Source organism: Xanthomonas sp. CFBP 7698, assembly GCF_003600855.1.
GTDB lineage: Bacteria > Pseudomonadota > Gammaproteobacteria > Xanthomonadales > Xanthomonadaceae > Xanthomonas > Xanthomonas cannabis.
The window spans coordinates 1,097,481-1,113,858 of record NZ_PRDN01000001.1 but is presented as its reverse complement, the minus strand read 5'-3'; the positions used below and the strand labels follow the sequence as shown (position 1 = coordinate 1,113,858).

Here is a 16,378-nt window from a genome sequence, read left to right as displayed (position 1 = left end):
GCTCTAAAAGTGCTTGCGCACGCTGACAAAGACCTGGCGCGGCGCACCCACCTGTAGCGTGGTGTAGGTGCCGTCCGGATCGGCGGTCACGAACCCGCTGGTGCCCAGGGAGGCGATGTAGCGCCTGTCCAGCAGATTGGTGACGTTGAGATCCACATCGGTGCCGTCCAGCCAATGGACGCCGCCGGATGACGCATGGAAGCGGTAGCCGGTACCGAAGTTCAGCACCGTCGCCCCGGCAATCGGCTGATCGTTCAAATAGCTGTAATAGCGCTTGCCGGTGTAGTGCGCCGACAGTTGCGCCCACGCGGCGCCATCGTCGTAGCCGAGCTGGAGATTGGCCAGCGTGCGTGCCGAGCCCACCACCTGCTTGTCGCGGATGGCCACCACGGCGCTGCCGGGTACGGCCACGTCATCGTCGTAGTGGGCGTCGTTATAGGAGCTGCTGCCGTAGAGCGACCAGTGCGGCAAAAAATTCCAGCTGGCCGCCAGCTCCACTCCCTGCGAGGTGACGCCGCCGACGTTCTGCAGCACGTTCTGGTTGCCGACCACCGCCGCGCTGATCGACGAGGCCAGCAGGCGATTGCGGAACTGCACGTGGTAGGCGGTGATGGAGGTCTGCACGGAGGCACCGGTGTGGCGGAAGCCCAGTTCGGTGGTGGCGGTCTTTTCCGGTTTCAGCGTGTCGCGGATGTAGTCGAACCCGGCCTTGGTGGTCGAGAACGGGCCAGTGGAGGCGGAGGCGACAAAGGCGGACAGATTGCGCGTGTAGTCGACGAAGGCTTCGTTACGGCTGTCGAACCGGTACAACGCGCTGGCGCTCGGCAGAAAATGGCCCGACGCCTCGATCCGGCCATCAATCGGCTGGCTGCTGGTGATGGTGCGGGCGGTGTTCTTGGCCTGCAGGGATTTCAGGCCCAGGTCCACCCGCAGGGCATCGTTGACCTCCCAGCTGTCGCCGACATGCAGCTGATAGACCTCGGTGTCGAAGATGTAGTGCCAGCGGGTGCGGAACGGGTTGTCGTAGAAGCGCTGGAAGTTGCGCGGGGCACTGCCGGCCTGCAGGCCATAAAGGCGGGCGATCTGATCGAAGCGATTGTTCTCGTACCACAGCCCGGCCTGCAGCGTGTGCCGGTCCAGCCGCAGTTCCAGCTGCGACAGGATGCCCTTGCGCTGGATGTCATAACCCACGGTGGACACCGATACCGGCGAGCCGCCGAACGCCGCCGGCGTGGGGTCGTACGGGCTGGCGAAGGTGCCGATGCCGTGGTTTTGATGCCAGTACAGCGTGGTTTGGCCGCTCAGTTGCGCGCTCAGGTCGTAGTCGAGTTTTTCGTAGGCGAACAGGTCCTTGCGCACGCCGCCGCCGTTGTAATAGACATCGTCGCCATTGCGGTAGGGTGCCGGCGCAGGCGTCCCGCTCTGCAGCGCCTGCGCCATGCGCTCGGCCAGGGGGAAATCACTGGAGATGTTGTCCACCCGATCACCGAGGCGACGAATCAGATCCAGCGAGACATCCAGATAATCGTCTTCGCGGCGATCCACGCCATCGATGAAGGTGGTGGCGGTGAGGCTGTCCGACAGCGGCTGCACGTATTTGAAATTGAGCTGCTGCTGGCGCTGCGAACCGTGGCCTTTCCACTTGTCCGCGTCCTGATGACTGGCCGACAGATAGAAGCGTCCGCCGCCGCGCAAGGTGCCGCTATTGAGGCGCGCGAAGCTGCGCAGGTTGCTGGCGCTGCCGACGGTCTGCGCCAGATCCACGCCGAAGCCGTCGGTGGGGTCGAGCGAGGTGAAATCGATGGTGCCGCCGATGTTGCTGGTCGAGGCGGTGCCCACCGCGGCACTGCCTTGCGAAAGTGTCACCGGCCCGTTGTTTTCCGCCTGCAAGGCACGCCCGATGCTCAGGCCGTTGTTGTTGCGGTATTGCATGTTGCCCAGTGGCACGCCGTCCAGGGTGTACCCCATCTGGTCGGTACTGAAGCCGCGGATGGTGATCTGCTGGGCCCACTCGTAGCCGCCCAACGGGTCGGACGATTGAAAGTTGACGCCGGGAAGCTTGGACAGACTGGCCAGCGGCGAGGTGCCGGGCGGAGCCTTGGCCAGGTCTGCCGGCTTGATCGTCTGCACCTGCCGCGATTGCCCCGCGCCCAGCACGATGATGGCATCCAGTGTGGTCTTGGGCGCCTGGCCTGCGGTGCTGGCAGCGGCGTCGGGTGGTTCGACGGCGGCGGCACGCGGGATGGGTAACAGCAGCAGCAAGGGAAGGCCGCAGGCAAGGCGGCAGGGGAGTGGCATGGGCATGGAGTGACTCGCTGAGGGGGATGAGCTGTCGAGCAGCAGCCATGTCCTGCGGCAAGCGGCCTGATCGGTTTTTTTGCGGTACGTCAGTGACTCGCGTGCATCACGCCTGCGCATCGCCGATGTCGACGTCGTGGCGATCGATGGGCTGAAAGTCGAGCCGTTGGTAGTGGCTGGTCACGCGGTCGCCATCGACATCCACGCGCATATAGCCTTCGGCAGTGCCAAGAAAGCGCCCCTGCCACCAGTTGCCGCTGACCGCGCCGCCGGTCACGAAGGTGATGCCGTTGAGCACCACGCTTTCGGCGACATGGCTGTGGCCTTGCAGCACTGCCAGCACGGTATGGCCACGGAGCAATGCCAGCACGTCCCGGGCGTTGCTCACGAAGGTCCAGTTATGCGGCGCGTGGGTCCAGGACGGTGGCTCGTAGCAACCGAGCGCGGTGACCAGCGGGATATGCGTGGTGATGATGATGCGGGTGCCCGGCGCCAGTGCGGCCAGGTCGTCGCGCAGCCAGCGCATCTGCGCCGCGTCCAGCCGGCCTTCGTAGCTGCGGTCGGGCGTCAGGCCGATCGAGTCGAGCACGATGAAGTGCACGCCCTTGTGGTCGAAGGCGTAGTACAGCGGACCAAAGCGCTCGGTGTAATAGGCCTTGCCGTAGCCCGGGCTGCCGGGCTCCACGCCGCTGCTGGGGAACACGCCGAAGCAGTCGTGGTTGCCGATGGTGTGATAGACCTGCTTGCCGATCTCCTTCTCCACCTCGAAGTACAGATCGCGCAGCATGTAGGCACGCTTGCGATCGACTTCCAGCGCATCGAAGACGTGGTCTCCCCCATGGATGACGAAGTCCGCCGGCTCGTTGGCAATACGGCGAAAGCAGTCCAGGCAGCCCGTGCGCGCATCGAGCTCCGGCTGGATATGCGTGTCTGTCATGAACACGAAGGAAAACCGGTCCTTCGATGACGCCGTGGTCATTGCACGCGTGGTTTGACCGGCCACCAGCACTGCGGAGGCAGCGGCCGCGCCGGTCAGCAGCCGTCGCCGGCTGATGGGCAAAGATGTCATGAACGCAGCGGGGTCTGGAACACGCTGCGCAGTTTGGGCAGCGTAGATGTCAGCCAGATGTGCTCGCCATGTCCCGGATGTGACCGCTTGCGTCGTCATGCGATTGCAGCGTGGACCATGCCTGAGATGCACGTGCCGATCGATGCAAGAGCGCGGTCGTGGGGCCGTCATCCCCCGCAGCACGCCATTACGGTCGCGGTGCCGCCGCGCGGGCGGGTTGACGGCGCGGTGGCTGTCGCATGACGTTTTTGCCCGCATTGCAGGCTGCGGTCATGCGTTGCCAGTGACCGCGAGTTGTACGTCGACCGAGCGCGCACTTCGCAACATCATCGACAGCGACCCATGGCGCTCACTCGCTTGTCGCGCACGGCTGCTGAACCCATTGCAGCGCCGTTGCATTCATTAGCACTGGTGTCACGCGCCCCGGTCACGCGGCGCAAACCAGGCGTAGGCGCTCACGCCCGCACAAGGCGCTCACGCCCGCGCAAGGTGCGTCACTCCCACGGCGGCCGCGTGCCCAGCCGCTCCAGCAGGAAGTCCACGAACGTGCGTACCCGTGGTGGCTGCAGCCGGCGCGCCGGCATCACTGCGCTGATCTGCGAGGCGGGCGGCGGGTAATCGGGCATGACCGCGACCAGGCGACCGCTGCGCAGTTCGTCGGCGATATGCCAGTACGAATGTACGGCGATGCCCTGGCCGGCCACCACCGCATCGCGCACCAGTTCGCCCAGGTTGCTTTCGAAGCGGCTCTGCATGCGCACGCGCACCAGCCCGCCGTCGGGCGTCTGCAGTGTCCACACATCCTGACGGCCGTCACGGCCCATCAGCAGCACGCCGGCGTGCTGCGCAAGTTCGTCCGGCGTACGCGGGGTGCCGTGGCGACGCAGATAGTCGGGCGAGGCGGCGAGGGTGCGGCGGTTGTCGGCGATGCGCCGGGCCACCAGCCCGGAGTCGTCCAGCGGGCCGATGCGGATTGCCAGGTCGAAGCCCTGCCTGACCAGGTCCACCACGTCGTCGCTCAGATGCGCGCTAATGCGCAGGCGTGGGTGGCGCGCCTGGAATTCGGTCAGCAGCGGCGACACGAACTGCCGTCCGAACGTGGCCGACAAGGTCATGCGCAGGACGCCGCCGACATCGTGTGCGCTCTCACGCAGATCGTCGGCCAGCGCCTCCAGATCGTCCACCAGCACCCGCCCGCGGTCGGCCAGCTGCTGGCCTTCGGCCGTCGGATGCAGGCGCCGCGTGGTCCGGTGCAGCAGGCGCACGCCGAGCTCGCCTTCCAGCCGCTTCAGGCGTTGGCTGGCCACTGCCACCGACAGGTCCAGGCTGTGCGCGGCGGCCGTGATCGACCCCAGGTCCAGCACGCGCAGGAACAAGGCGATGTCGCCGAGCCGGTCCATGCAATTCTCAACCATTTGTTGAAAGTGAATCAGGATAACAGGGCTGTTTGCACAGGGCGGTGCGGCGCAGCCTGTTGGCAATCCTTGCTGGCCAACGCCCATGTCCGTTGTAGCGTCTTCCCGTTTCCCGCCAGCACTGCTGGCATTGACCATCGGTGCCTTCGGCATCGGCACCACCGAGTTCGTGATCATGGGCCTGCTGCAGCAGGTGGCCGGCGATCTGGGCGTGTCGCTCAGCGCCGCCGGCCTGCTGATCAGCGGCTATGCGCTGGGCGTGTTCGTCGGCGCGCCGGTGCTGACGCTGGCCAGCGCCCGCCTGCCGCGCAAGGCGGTGCTGGTCGGGCTGATGCTGATCTTCACCGTCGGCAACGTGGCCTGCGCGCTGGCGCCGGACTACACCACCCTGATGGTGGCGCGCATGCTGACCTCGCTCGCCCACGGCACCTTCTTCGGCGTGGGCGCGGTGGTGGCGACCTCGCTGGTGCCGCCGGAGCGGCGCGCGTCGGCCATTTCGCTGATGTTCGCCGGGCTCACCGTGGCCACCCTGCTCGGGGTGCCGGCCGGTGCGTGGCTGGGCCTGCAACTGGGCTGGCGGGCCACGTTCTGGGCGGTGGCGGTCATCGGCGTGCTCGCCACTGCGGCGGTGGCGCTGTGGGTGCCGGCGGCCGCAGGCGCGGCGGCGCCGGTGCCGTGGCGGCAGGAAGTGGCGGTGCTGGCACGCGGCCAGGTGCTGCTGGCGCTGGCAATGACGGTGGTGGGCTATGCCGGGGTCTTTGCGGTGTTCACCTACATCCAGCCGATGCTGGTGCAGGTCACCGGGTTCGCGCAGGCGGCGGTGTCGCCGGTCCTGCTGGTGTTCGGGGTGGGCATGATCGTGGGCAACCTGCTCGGTGGCCGGCTGGCCGACCGTCGCCCCACCGCTGCGTTGCTGGGCAGCCTGGCCGCCCTGGTGCTGGTGCTCGGGGCAATGGGATTGGTCCTGCACAGCAAGACCGCGATGGTGGTGTTTGTCGGTCTGCTGGGCGTGGCCGCGTTCGCCACGGTGGCGCCGTTGCAGCTGCGCGTGCTCGAACACGCGCGCGGCGCCGGCCAGAACCTGGCCTCCAGCCTGAACATTGCCGCGTTCAACCTCGGCAATGCGTTGGGTGCGTGGCTGGGCGGGATGGTGATCGCCACGCGGGCCGGGCTGGTGGCCACCCCGTGGGTCGCCGCGCTGCTGACGGCCTTAGGCCTGGCCATCGCGCTGTGGAGCGTGCACCTGCAACGTCGGCGCACTCTCGGGTCGGCCGGTTGTCTGCAGGCACGCTGACGCTGCGCGGCGATCACGCTCCGCGTACCGAAGGCCTGGTGCTGCGGGCAGGTGGTGGCGGGATGCGCTGTCTTGCCAGTGACTTGGCGATGTGCCGGCGCTGACCGGCATCGCGTCTTCTTCCAACTCATGGAGTTCTGCAATGGAGACACGTTTTCTCGGTCGCTCCGGCTTCAAGGTTCCGGTGCTCGGCCTGGGCGCCGGCACATTCGGCGGCAAGGGGCCGCTGTTTTCGGCGTGGGGCGATACCGATGTGGCGCAGGCGCGGCGCATGATCGACGTGTGCCTGGACGTGGGGCTCAACCTGTTCGATACCGCCGATGTGTATTCCGATGGCGCTTCGGAAGACATTCTCGGCCAGGCGCTGCAGGGCCGCCGCGATCAGGTGATCGTTTCGACCAAGACCGGCCTGCGTCTGGGCGAAGGCCCCAACGATGCCGGCGCTTCACGCTTCCGGTTGTTGCGTGCGGTGGAAGCGTCATTGCGGCGTTTGCGCACCGACTACATCGATCTGCTGCAGCTGCATGCCTTCGATGCGTTGACGCCGATGGAAGAAACCCTGTCCACGCTCGACGGTCTGGTGCGCGCGGGCAAGGTGCGCTATCTGGGTGCGTCCAATTACGCCGGTTGGCAGCTGATGAAATCGCAGGCCGTGGCCGACGCGCACGGCTGGAGCCGCTTCGTTGCCAATCAAACCTATTATTCGCTGGCCGGGCGCGATTACGAGTGGGAACTGATGCCGCTGGGCATCGACCAGGGCATCGGCGCGGTGGTGTGGAGCCCGCTCGGCTGGGGGCGCCTCACCGGCAAGCTGCGGCGCGGCCAGCCGTTGCCGCAACACAGCCGCCTGCACGCCACCGCCGCAGCCGGGCCTGCGATCGACGACGCGCGCTTGTTCGACATCGTCGATGCGCTGGACGCCATCGCCGCCGAGACCGGCCGCAGCGTGCCGCAGATCGCCATCAACTGGCTGCTGCAGCGGCCCACCGTGAGCACGGTGCTGATCGGCGCGCGCGACGAAACGCAACTGCGCGACAACCTCGGCGCAGTGGGCTGGTCGCTGACCGACGCGCAACGCGCCCGCCTGAATGCGGCCAGCGCAGTAGAGCCGCCGTATCCGTATTACCCCTACTGGCGCGGACACTTCGCCGAACGCAGCCCGTTGCCGGTGTGACGCGGGCTGCACCATTGCGCCACGCTGCACGGCGGCGGCGACAGCGTGGCGCGCTGCATCCCTGTCGTGAGCGCTGTCGTGCCACAACGACCTGGCCGCGCGTGGAATCACCTCCGGCCTGATCGCTCCACACCCTCAGCGCCCTGCAACTGCCTGCAGCTGTCCAATACAGTTGCCACCGAGTCGTAGCCGGCCCGCGAGCAGGCCGCGGTAGCGCTGAAGCAGTAGTGCAAGCGCCCGGCGTACCGACCTTGCAGATGGTCTCGACCCAGGCACGGCCCGCGTGATGGCCGGGTGCCAGCACGCGGGACGGCCGCGGTGGATCACCTGCGGCCGATCACCAGCGGTAGGCCACCGACATCTGGTATTGCCGTCCGGCGATCGGCCGGCCCATGAACACCCCGCCGGTGGCAGCGCCGGGCACGCGCACATTGCCTTCGGTGAGCCCCAGCGTGTCGGTGACGTTGCTGCCGCTGGCGGTCACTTCCCAGTGATCGCCCACATGCAGGTTGGCGCCGATATCGACCATGTCGTAAGACGGCAGGCGCTGGCTGTTGGCCAGATCCGCAAAGCGCTCGCCGATGTACGAATACGTTGCAAACAGCTTGAGGTCGCCGAACGGCAGCATCCAGTAATAGCTCGGCGTGAGCCGGAACTGCCGCTTGGGTTGGCGCATCACCTGGTTGCCGGTGAACTCGCGATAGTTGCGGTAGTTCGCATCCAGCCACACCCCGGTGCCGGCCAGCTCGAAGCCGCCGAACGGGCGGATGGCGCCTTCCACTTCCAGGCCACGCGCGCGCGAATCGCCAACGGCGGTGAAGTTCTGGCCATTGGACAGGAATGCCTGGAACGGCGAATTCTTGAACGTGTTGTAGAACGCGGTGAGATACAGGTCGTAGCTGCTGGCGCCCGACTTCAATCCCAGCTCGTATTGATCCACTTCCTGCACGCGGTTCTGTCCATCGCGCAGATTGTCGAAGCCGGGGAACTTCACCCCCGAGTTGACCCGCGCAAACAGGCTGTTGTTCTGGTCGAGCGTGAAGTTCAGGCCGGCCGTCCACGAAAACGCTTCATCGTCCTGATCGATGCGCCGCGTGGTGGCCAGCGCCAGCGAGGTCGCGTTGTCGTAAAGCGTGGCGGGGTTGCCGTCCAGGTCGACGGTTGCGGTGTCGTGCACGTCGCCGGTGACGCTCTGGCGCTCGTAGCGTGCCCCCAGGTCCAGGCGCAGGCGCTCGTTGAGTTCCCACTCGTCGGCAACGAAGGCGGCGATATTTTCACCATCGTACTTCGCGCGCAAATTGAAGAAGGCCGTGCTGGTAAATCCCTGGCGGGTGGCCTGGCGCCCGTCGTCCAGCGCCACGTCGATGCGGCGCGCATTGTTCTGGGCCGTGAGCAGCATGGTGTTGCCCAGGTACCAGGTGTCGGCCGAGGAATACTTGGCGTAATACGCGCCCACGGTGAGCGTATTGCCGGCAAACAACTCGCGGCTCAGGCGCAGGTCGTTGGTGAAGGAGTTCAGACGCTTGTCCACCGACCACCAGCCGGCTTCGAGCACCTGTTGATCTGCATCCACCGCACCGCCACCATTGGTGTAGCTGGCGCTGCCGCCGCTGCCGTAGCTTGCAATGAAATCGCTCAAGCGCTGCGGTGCGTCGCCGGTGAACAGCGCATAGGTCGGCGCGCTGCCACTCATCACATTGAAGCGGTCGGCAACGGTCCAGCCGCCGCTTTCCCAGTTCCATTCGCCGCCGAACACATCGATATTGACGCCGCGCCCGTCGGCCAGATCGCGCCGCAGCGTCTGGCCATTGGGCCCGACCAGCAGATCGACGTTGCGAAAGTCGCGACCGAGCAGGGTGCCGGTCTGCGCGTTCAAACCGGGAAAGCTGGACAGATCGTTGCCGTTATTGCGCGAGAGCAACGGAATGGCGGTGTAGAACGCGTTGTTGTCGTCGGTATGCCGCGCATAGAACGACAGCTCGCCGCTGTCCCAGCGTTTGCTCAGGGTGGCGCTGAACTGGCCGCCCTTGTCGGCAGCGAACTGCGGGTCGCGCACGCCGTCGGTTTCGCGGAAGAAGCCGCCTACGCTGTAGTACCAGCCATTGCCCATCGGCCCGCTGTTGAACAGATCGATGCGGCGCAAGGCGTTGTTGCCGCCGGTCAGCCGCACGCTGCCTTCCGGCGTGTCCTGGCCTTTTTTCTGGATGAAATTGACGGTGAGGCCAGGCTGGCCATTGGAGAAGATCGGGCTGGAGCCGCCACGCAACACTTCCATGCGCTCGACAGTGTCATCGACGCGGAACAGCGTGGAATTTTCCAGGAACGACAGAGTCGGCGGCGGGAACAACGGCGAGCCATCCAGTTGCATGGTCACGAACGGCGCATCGCCCTCGGACGGCATGCCGCGCACGAAGATGTTGGCGCCGGTGCCGCCACCGCTGGGTTCGGCCCACACGCCGGGCACGATCTTGAGCAGGTCGGCGGTGCTTTGCGGTACCGCCTGCTGGATCTGCTCCGGGCTGGCGGTGGTGATCGAAAAACTGGCATCGCGTTTGGCCAGGCCCTTGAAGCGCGCGGTGCCGCTGACGATCACCGCATCCAGTGTGGTGGCGTCCTGAGGACCCGTGGCGGGCGTGGCGGTCTGCGTGTGGCCATCCGGTGCCAGCAGCACGGCGGCGATGGCGAGCGAGAGGGTGTAGCGGGGTGAGGAAAAACGCATGCGCATGGTTCCTTGGTCTCGGTGCAAGAACGCTGCCGTGCCACGCAGTGGCGCGCATGCAACGGCAGGCAGTGCATGCGCGCGCCCGCGCTGTCGCGTCGCTTGGCGCCCCCTGTCAGCGCAGTGCAATGAAGTTTTAACCCCAGATGCGCCGCAGCCTGTTGTGCGACGCAGCAGCTACGGTCTCGGTGTGTCGCTGTTCGCACGGCAGGGTGTGCCTGCGCTGTGGCGACGATCACATCCTGCGACCCACTCCTCGCATGCAGTGACGGACGCAACTGCCTGCGTCGGTGCAGTGCCAATGCGCCGCGCGCCGTTACGTCGATACCGCACATAAAAAAGGCCGCCCGAAGGCGGCCTCGCTTCCAGTCAGCGGGGGAGAGAGACCGCTGTCAGAAGAACATCCGCACGCCGAATGAGGCGCTGCGGCCGGGAAGCATTACGTCGTCCTTGAGGAAGGAGGTATGCACACGCGCGTCCTGGTTGGTCAGGTTGTTGCCGTCCAGGAACACTTCCCACGCGTTGCTGCCGCGGTCTACGTGGTACGCCAGATGCGCATCGACGAAGGTGTAGCCATCGGTCGGGGTTTCGTTCACCGCCACCTTGTCCTGCTTCAGCGTGCGGGTGGCGCCGAGCGAGGCGCGCCACTGGTCGGCATTCCAGCGCATCTGCGCACCGAAACGGCCAGGCGCGATACGCGGCAGGTTGCCGCCGTCCTTCAGGCGCGCGCGCACGGTGTCGCCGAATACGCGCAGGTCCCACGCACCCGTGTCGTTGTTGGCCAGGTGGAACGTGGCTTCGCCTTCGAAACCGTGGAAGATCGCGTCGGCCTGGGTCCACTGGCGGATCGGCAGGAAATCGTTGTCTTCTTCGTTGAACCACTGGCCGCCGGTATCGACGATGTAGACGAAGTCGTTGTAGCGGTTGTAGTACGCCGCCACCTTGGCATCCACCCAGTCGTTCTGGAAGTTCAGGCCCAGCTCGGCCTGGTTGGCCTTTTCGGTCTTCAGATCGGCATCGCCGATCTCGAAGGCGAGCGTGGCGATGTGCGGGCCGTTGGCGAACAGCTCTTCCTCGGCCGGTGCGCGCTCGGCATGGTCGAGGTTGGCGGTCAGGCGCCACTGTTCGTTGAAGCGGAAGCCACCGCTGGCCGAGAAGCTGGTCGGGGTGAAATCGCGGTCCACGCCGATGTCGGTCTGGTACTTGACCTTGTCCACGCGCGCGCCGACTTCGGCGGTGACGCGCTCCCAGCTGTTGCGTGCCACGGCAAAGGCGCCGAGCGAGCGCGTATCGGTCTTGGGCACGAAGGATTCTTCGCCCACTGCCTGGAAGGTGGTGTCGCTGCCCTGCAGGCCGAACGCAGTCTGCCAGCCGCCGCCGAACGTAAACGACGCTTCCACGCGCCCCTCGTTGGCGCGCTTGGTGAACACCGTGCCCACTTCATCGCCTTCGAACTCGGTATGCGCGTAATCGGTATGACCGAAGCTGTAGCGCAGCGCGCTGCCTTCGCCCCAGGGATCGGTCAGCCCGCCCTTGAGGTCGTAGCGGTCCTGCTGCAGCTTCAACGAGACGCCGCGCTCGCCGATGGACGGGTCGCCCGGCTCGCCGGGGTTGCCGTAGTTGTCGCGGAACCGCGATGCCGACAGGCCCACGAACCCCCAGTCTCCGGACAGCGATGCACCGATCGAGCCCACCTTGGAATCGATCCAGCTGTTGAGCTGGCGACCCTGCGGGGTGTCGTAGTCGTTCTGGTTGCGGTACACGCCATCGGCGTGAACCGACAGACCGCTGCCATTGCCGGCGTCGACGCGGAACATGTCGGTGTTGCCGTCCTTGTCGCCGCCGTCGAAGCGCACTTCGGCGCGCCCGCTGAAGCCGTCCACCGGGGTCTCGGCGATGCGCCCGTCGACCACGTTGACCACACCGCCAATGGCGCCGGAGCCGTACAGCAGCGTCGACGGTCCCTTGAGCACTTCGATCTGGTTGGCCAGGAACGGCTCGATCGCCGGCGAGTGGTCCTGGCTGACCGTGGACACGTCCTGGGTGGACAGGCCATCGCGCAGCACCGCCACGCGCGGGCCGTCCAGGCCGCGGATGATCGGCCGGCCCACGCCGGGGCCGAAGTTGGAACTCTGCACGCCCGGCAGGCTGGCCACGGTCTCGCCCAGGCTGGAGCTGCGTACTTCGTCCAGGCGCTCGCCGGCCAGCACCTCGACCGGGCGGCTCAGCTCACCGGCGGCATCGCGCAGCGGGCTGGCGGTGACGACGACCTTGTCCAGATCCTTGATGTGGCGGCCGCTGGAGGGCGTGGCGTCGTGCCGGGTGTCCGAGGACGGTGGCGTCTGCGGGTCGCCAGCGGCCGACGCGTCGTCTGCCATGGCCAGGGCGGGGGACAGCAGGCCGGCCAATGCCAGCGAGAGGGCGGAGCGGCGCAGCGAGGGAACGAGGGAGGGGGACATATCGACCGGACTCTCAGGATTGTTACTGTATATCAATAGGATGGCGCAGCTTGCCTGCTGCGCCGACGGGCAAGACCCGCCCCGCGCGATGCACTGGTGCGGGGCTGGAACAAGGAAGATGTTATATTATTCCACGTCGCCGCGAGTACCTGCTGGAAGTCATGCCTCTACCCACGCTTCGCCATTTGCTCGACCGCTTCGGTGCGACCGGGTCGCTGCTGTGCGCCGTGCACTGCGCGGTGCTACCGCTGGTCCTGGCCCTGGCGCCTTCGCTGGGCCTTTCTTTCTGGCTGGGGGACGGGGTGGAACTGGCCATCGTGGTGTTCGTGACCTTGCTGGGATTGTTCAGCCTGGTCCTGGGCTATCGCCGGCACAGGGCGCTGCATGCGCTGGCATTGCTGCTGCCGGGCCTGGCGTTGCTGTGGCTGGGCCTGCTGTACGAGCCGCTGCATCACTCGGTGGTGCCGCATGCGGTGGTGATGACCTTGGGCGGCACCCTGGTGGGCATCGCGCATCTGGTCAATCTGCGTCTCAACCACGGGCACGGGCATGTCCACGATGCCAGCTGCGCGCACTGAGTCGGCTGAGTCGTACGGCAGTCGGCAGGGTGCGCCGGCGACGCCTTGAGCTGCTGCAGGCACCTGACCGCAATGATGGATATTCGGTACCGACCAGGCACCGGCGCGCTGCACGGGCAGGCCGCTTGCCCGGCGCCAGCGTTGGGCAGCTCTACCGCCGGGCTGCGCGCCTTGCGGCCGACGTGATAGGCTTGCCGGCCTTGCGCGAGGGCGCCGCCGGTGCAAACCTCGCCAGACCCGTGCCAGCACGGGAATTTGTATTCACATTCAGGAGTCGACGAAATGGGTAAGGGTGACCGTAAGACCGCCAAGGGCAAGCGCTATAACGCCAGCTACGGCAATTCGCGTTCGCACGCGGTGAGCAAGGTTGTCGTGGGTGCAGCTGCCCCGGTTGCCAAGAAGGGCGTGGTCAAGGCGCCGGCCAAGAAGGCTGTTGCCAAGAAGACCGTTGCCAAGGCCGGTTGATTCCAGCCACTTCGCGACATCGAAACGCGGCGCTTGCGCCGCGTTTTTTTATGCCCGACGTCAGCACTATCGCCATCGCCATGGCCATCGCCATCACCGTCGGCTGCCGTGCCGACCAGCCCGGGCCGCCGCCGGTACGCGGCAACGCTGCATCGCCTCGGTTGGCACATCCGTGGCGCGCCGCACCTAGCGCGTGGTGTCCGCAGCAGGCGCCGGGTTCGCCGCTGCCGGTTGCAGCAGCTGTTCGGCCAGCCCGCGGTAGATGGGCGTCTTGCACACCAGCCCGGACACCGCACGGGCGATCAGTACCGTGGCCAGGATCGGCAGCAGCATCTGCCCGGTATCGGTGAGCTCAAGCGAAATCACCGCCGAGGTCAGCGGTGCCTGGGTCACGCCGGTCAGGTACGCGCACATGCCCAGCAGCACGAAGGTGCGCGGGTCCACGCCCGGCATCAGCACCGACAGGTTGTGGCCGATGCCGGCACCGACCGCCAGCGCCGGCGAAAACAGGCCACCCGGAATCCCCGCCAGATACGACACCAGATTGGCGATGAGCTTCATCAGCCCGAATTCGTGCCCCACCACTGCCTGCCCCTGCACCAGGCTGCGCGCCTGCTCGTAGCCGGTGCCGAAGGCGCCTTGCCCGAACACCAGCGCCAACCCGACCAACGCTAGGCCGCACAACGCCGCCAACAGCACCGGGTGGCGCCGGCGCAGGCTGCCCAGCCAGCGCGGCTTGCCACTGACGCTGGCCAGCACCAGACGCGCAAAGATCCCGCCCAGCAGCCCGGCCACGCTGCCGCACAGCGCGATCGCCAGCCAGGCCTGGCCCAGCGGCAAGGCCACCGCCACCTTGCCGAAATAGGTGTAGTTGCCCAGCAGGCCCAGCGACACCACGCCGCCCACGATCACCGCGGTGAGCAGGGTGCCGGAAAAGCGGTGCTCGAAGCGCCCGCTCAATTCCTCGATCGCAAACACCACCCCCGCCAGTGGCGTGTTGAACGCCGCGGCAATGCCGGCAGCGCCGCCGGCCAGCAAAAAATGCGAGAGCTCGCGTGGATCATGAAAGCCAAACCAGCGCCCGAACACATGCATCAGGCTGGCGCCCACATGCACGGTGGGGCCTTCGCGCCCGACCGAGGCGCCACCCAGCAATGACAAGGTGGTCAAGGCAAGCTTGCCGACCGACACGCGCAGCGACAGGTTGGTCTCGCGAAACGCCGGGTCCGGATGCTCCAGCGCGGCGATGACCTGCGGGATGCCGCTGCCACGGGTGGGACGCAGGGCGCCGGCGGTGAGCCAGGCAAGCAGGGCGAAGATGCCCGGCGTCAGCAGCAGTGCCCACCAGAGCGAGTGTGCGGTGATGCGCTGGAACAGGTGGAAGGCCGCATCGCTGGCCTTGGCGAACACGATCGCCACCAGGGCCACCGCGATCGCACCACCCCACAGTGCCGCACGGCGACGCCAGCCTGCGCTGGACAACAGCGGCCGCAGACGACGCGGCGACGGATCGGGAACGGACATCGCAGCATTGTCGCACCCGCCGGCCGTCGTCGGTGGACAGTGTGCTCAGTGCTTCAGTGTGCAGCGTCCGGCGGCACGCGCAGTGCCGGCAGCAAGGTGGCCGGGTTGCCGTCGTTGGGCGCAGCTGCAATGCCCAGCAGGCGCGTCATCAAGGCATACACATCGACGTTGTCGAAGCCGGGCAGGGTCTTGCCCCGCGCCAGGTCCGGGCCTTGCGCCACGAATACCGCACGCATCGATGGCAGCGCCGGGTCGAAGCCGTGCGAGCCGCGCATGCCCTGCTGCGGGCGCCTGGCCAGTTTGTCCGGGAACAACGCGTCCCAGCCCTCATGCATCTGGCACACGATCGGTGGAATGCGCGGGTTGCTGCCGTAATGCCAGTGCGCCGGTAGTTCTGCCTTGCGCCAGCAGTCGTACTGCGCATGCGTGCCGAGCAGGGCGGCTTCGGCGGCGGCCTGTTGCCCGGGCATTGGCGCAAACCCGATCACCTGCCCGTCGGTGAGCGCGGTGGCCACCGTCGCCGGCGCGATGTCTTCCACGCTGATCGCATGGCCCGGCGCCACCTCGGCCATGCCGTGGTCGGACACCACGATGATGTTGGTGCGTGCGCGGGTGCCGTCGCGCTGCATCCCGGCCAGCAGCCGGCCGATGGCGGCATCCACCGCGCGCACGCTGTCGGCGTATTCGCGCGACTCCGGGCCGTGGTCATGGCCGGCTTCGTCCACGTGTTCGAAGTACAGCGTGACCAATCGCTTGCGTGCGGCGCCGGAGTCGCTCAGCCAGCCGAGCACGGTGTCCACGCGTGCTTCCAGGCCGATGCCTTCTTCGTAATGGCGCCACTGGGTGGGCCGCACGCCCTGGATCGCCGCTTCGCTGCCCGGCCACGACCATGTCGCCGCATGCAGGCCGGCGTTTTCTGCGCCTACCCACAACGGCTGGCCACCCCACCAGCGCGCATCGCCCACCGCCTCGGGCTTGCTCAGCCAGAAACTGCCCAGCGCCGGGTCGCGCATGCTGTTGTGCACGATGCCGTGGTGGTCCGGGCGCAGCCCGGTGACCAGCGTGTAGTGGTTGGGAAAGGTCAGCGACGGATACGACGGCGTCATCCAGCGCGCACGCACGCCCTCGCGCGCCAGCTGCGACAGGTGCGGGGTGATGCCGCGATCGAGCATGTCCGCACGCAGCCCGTCGATGGAGATCAGCAGCAAGGTGTGCGCGCTGGCATCGGCTGCCGCGTCCTGTGCGGGCGACGCTGCAGCGGGCGAGGGTGGCGCAGCGCCACGGACGGAAGGCTGGGAGGTACAGGCCGCGAGCAGCACGCTGGCCATTGCGGCGAACACAAGACGTCGGTCGATCATGCACGCGAGTGTAAGGCGCGGCGAT

Annotated in this window: 11 protein-coding genes; 4 read left to right on the top strand and 7 right to left on the bottom strand. The window is 66.9% G+C overall.

Translation table 11 applies throughout. The features are described from left to right. Positions 1–3 precede the first annotated feature (3 nt). The 3 genes from XnspCFBP7698_RS04680 to XnspCFBP7698_RS04670 all read right to left on the bottom strand — a co-directional run bounded on the left by XnspCFBP7698_RS04680 (position 4) and on the right by XnspCFBP7698_RS04670 (position 4,767). Positions 4–2,304, bottom strand: coding sequence for a TonB-dependent receptor (locus tag XnspCFBP7698_RS04680; RefSeq protein WP_104580556.1), 2,301 nt, complete (start codon positions 2,302–2,304; stop codon positions 4–6). Between the two features lie 100 nt (positions 2,305–2,404). Beyond that, entirely contained in the window at positions 2,405–3,367 is a 963-nt protein-coding gene (locus XnspCFBP7698_RS04675) for a metallophosphoesterase (protein ID WP_104580555.1), read from the bottom strand. Between the two features lie 494 nt (positions 3,368–3,861). Continuing rightward, a complete protein-coding gene (locus tag XnspCFBP7698_RS04670; RefSeq protein ID WP_104580554.1) occupies positions 3,862–4,767 on the bottom strand; it encodes a LysR family transcriptional regulator in 906 nt (301 codons plus the stop codon). A gap of 100 nt (positions 4,768–4,867) precedes the next feature. Here XnspCFBP7698_RS04670 and XnspCFBP7698_RS04665 point away from each other — a divergent pair, with 100 nt between their 5' ends. Together XnspCFBP7698_RS04665 and XnspCFBP7698_RS04660 are read left to right on the top strand one after the other, a co-directional pair. After that, positions 4,868–6,076: an MFS transporter gene (locus XnspCFBP7698_RS04665; RefSeq protein ID WP_104580553.1), complete on the top strand. Its 1,209-nt coding sequence runs from the start codon at positions 4,868–4,870 to the stop codon at positions 6,074–6,076. 142 nt (positions 6,077–6,218) lie between these two features. Further along, entirely contained in the window at positions 6,219–7,250 is a 1,032-nt protein-coding gene (locus XnspCFBP7698_RS04660; RefSeq protein ID WP_104580552.1) for an aldo/keto reductase, read from the top strand. 337 nt (positions 7,251–7,587) lie between these two features. Here the strand turns inward: XnspCFBP7698_RS04660 and XnspCFBP7698_RS04655 are convergent, their stop codons facing one another. Further along, entirely contained in the window at positions 7,588–9,969 is a 2,382-nt protein-coding gene (locus tag XnspCFBP7698_RS04655; RefSeq protein WP_104580589.1) for a TonB-dependent receptor, read from the bottom strand. Positions 9,970–10,361: 392 nt separating this feature from the next. Further along, a complete protein-coding gene (locus tag XnspCFBP7698_RS04650) occupies positions 10,362–12,428 on the bottom strand; it encodes a TonB-dependent receptor (RefSeq protein WP_047695872.1) in 2,067 nt (688 codons plus the stop codon). 161 nt (positions 12,429–12,589) lie between these two features. Here XnspCFBP7698_RS04650 and XnspCFBP7698_RS04645 point away from each other — a divergent pair, with 161 nt between their 5' ends. After that, the gene (locus XnspCFBP7698_RS04645; RefSeq protein ID WP_047695869.1) at positions 12,590–13,006 is read left to right on the top strand and encodes a MerC domain-containing protein; all 417 of its coding nucleotides are present in this window, start codon (positions 12,590–12,592) and stop codon (positions 13,004–13,006) included. 282 nt (positions 13,007–13,288) lie between these two features. Next, positions 13,289–13,471: a 30S ribosomal protein THX gene (locus XnspCFBP7698_RS04640; protein ID WP_008571876.1), complete on the top strand. Its 183-nt coding sequence runs from the start codon at positions 13,289–13,291 to the stop codon at positions 13,469–13,471. Between the two features lie 186 nt (positions 13,472–13,657). Here XnspCFBP7698_RS04640 and XnspCFBP7698_RS04635 read toward each other — a convergent pair whose 3' ends face one another. Then, positions 13,658–14,995 (bottom strand): chloride channel protein, encoded by a 1,338-nt coding sequence (locus XnspCFBP7698_RS04635; RefSeq protein WP_104580551.1) that lies wholly within the window; start codon positions 14,993–14,995, stop codon positions 13,658–13,660. A 53-nt stretch (positions 14,996–15,048) separates the two neighbouring features. Beyond that, entirely contained in the window at positions 15,049–16,353 is a 1,305-nt protein-coding gene (locus tag XnspCFBP7698_RS04630) for an ectonucleotide pyrophosphatase/phosphodiesterase (protein WP_104580550.1), read from the bottom strand. Positions 16,354–16,378 lie beyond the last annotated feature (25 nt).

Excerpts from the sequence above, each read along its gene's own strand:
- XnspCFBP7698_RS04680 (WP_104580556.1), bottom strand. The coding sequence starts at position 2,304 with ATGCCCATGCCACTCCCCTGCCGCCTTGCCTGCGGCCTTCCCTTGCTG.
- XnspCFBP7698_RS04675 (WP_104580555.1), bottom strand. The coding sequence starts at position 3,367 with ATGACATCTTTGCCCATCAGCCGGCGACGGCTGCTGACCGGCGCGGCC.
- XnspCFBP7698_RS04670 (WP_104580554.1), bottom strand. The coding sequence starts at position 4,767 with ATGGACCGGCTCGGCGACATCGCCTTGTTCCTGCGCGTGCTGGACCTG.
- XnspCFBP7698_RS04665 (WP_104580553.1), top strand. The coding sequence starts at position 4,868 with ATGTCCGTTGTAGCGTCTTCCCGTTTCCCGCCAGCACTGCTGGCATTG.
- XnspCFBP7698_RS04660 (WP_104580552.1), top strand. The coding sequence starts at position 6,219 with ATGGAGACACGTTTTCTCGGTCGCTCCGGCTTCAAGGTTCCGGTGCTC.
- XnspCFBP7698_RS04655 (WP_104580589.1), bottom strand. The coding sequence starts at position 9,969 with ATGCGTTTTTCCTCACCCCGCTACACCCTCTCGCTCGCCATCGCCGCC.
- XnspCFBP7698_RS04650 (WP_047695872.1), bottom strand. The coding sequence starts at position 12,428 with ATGTCCCCCTCCCTCGTTCCCTCGCTGCGCCGCTCCGCCCTCTCGCTG.
- XnspCFBP7698_RS04645 (WP_047695869.1), top strand. The coding sequence starts at position 12,590 with ATGCCTCTACCCACGCTTCGCCATTTGCTCGACCGCTTCGGTGCGACC.
- XnspCFBP7698_RS04640 (WP_008571876.1), top strand. The coding sequence starts at position 13,289 with ATGGGTAAGGGTGACCGTAAGACCGCCAAGGGCAAGCGCTATAACGCC.
- XnspCFBP7698_RS04635 (WP_104580551.1), bottom strand. The coding sequence starts at position 14,995 with ATGTCCGTTCCCGATCCGTCGCCGCGTCGTCTGCGGCCGCTGTTGTCC.
- XnspCFBP7698_RS04630 (WP_104580550.1), bottom strand. The coding sequence starts at position 16,353 with ATGATCGACCGACGTCTTGTGTTCGCCGCAATGGCCAGCGTGCTGCTC.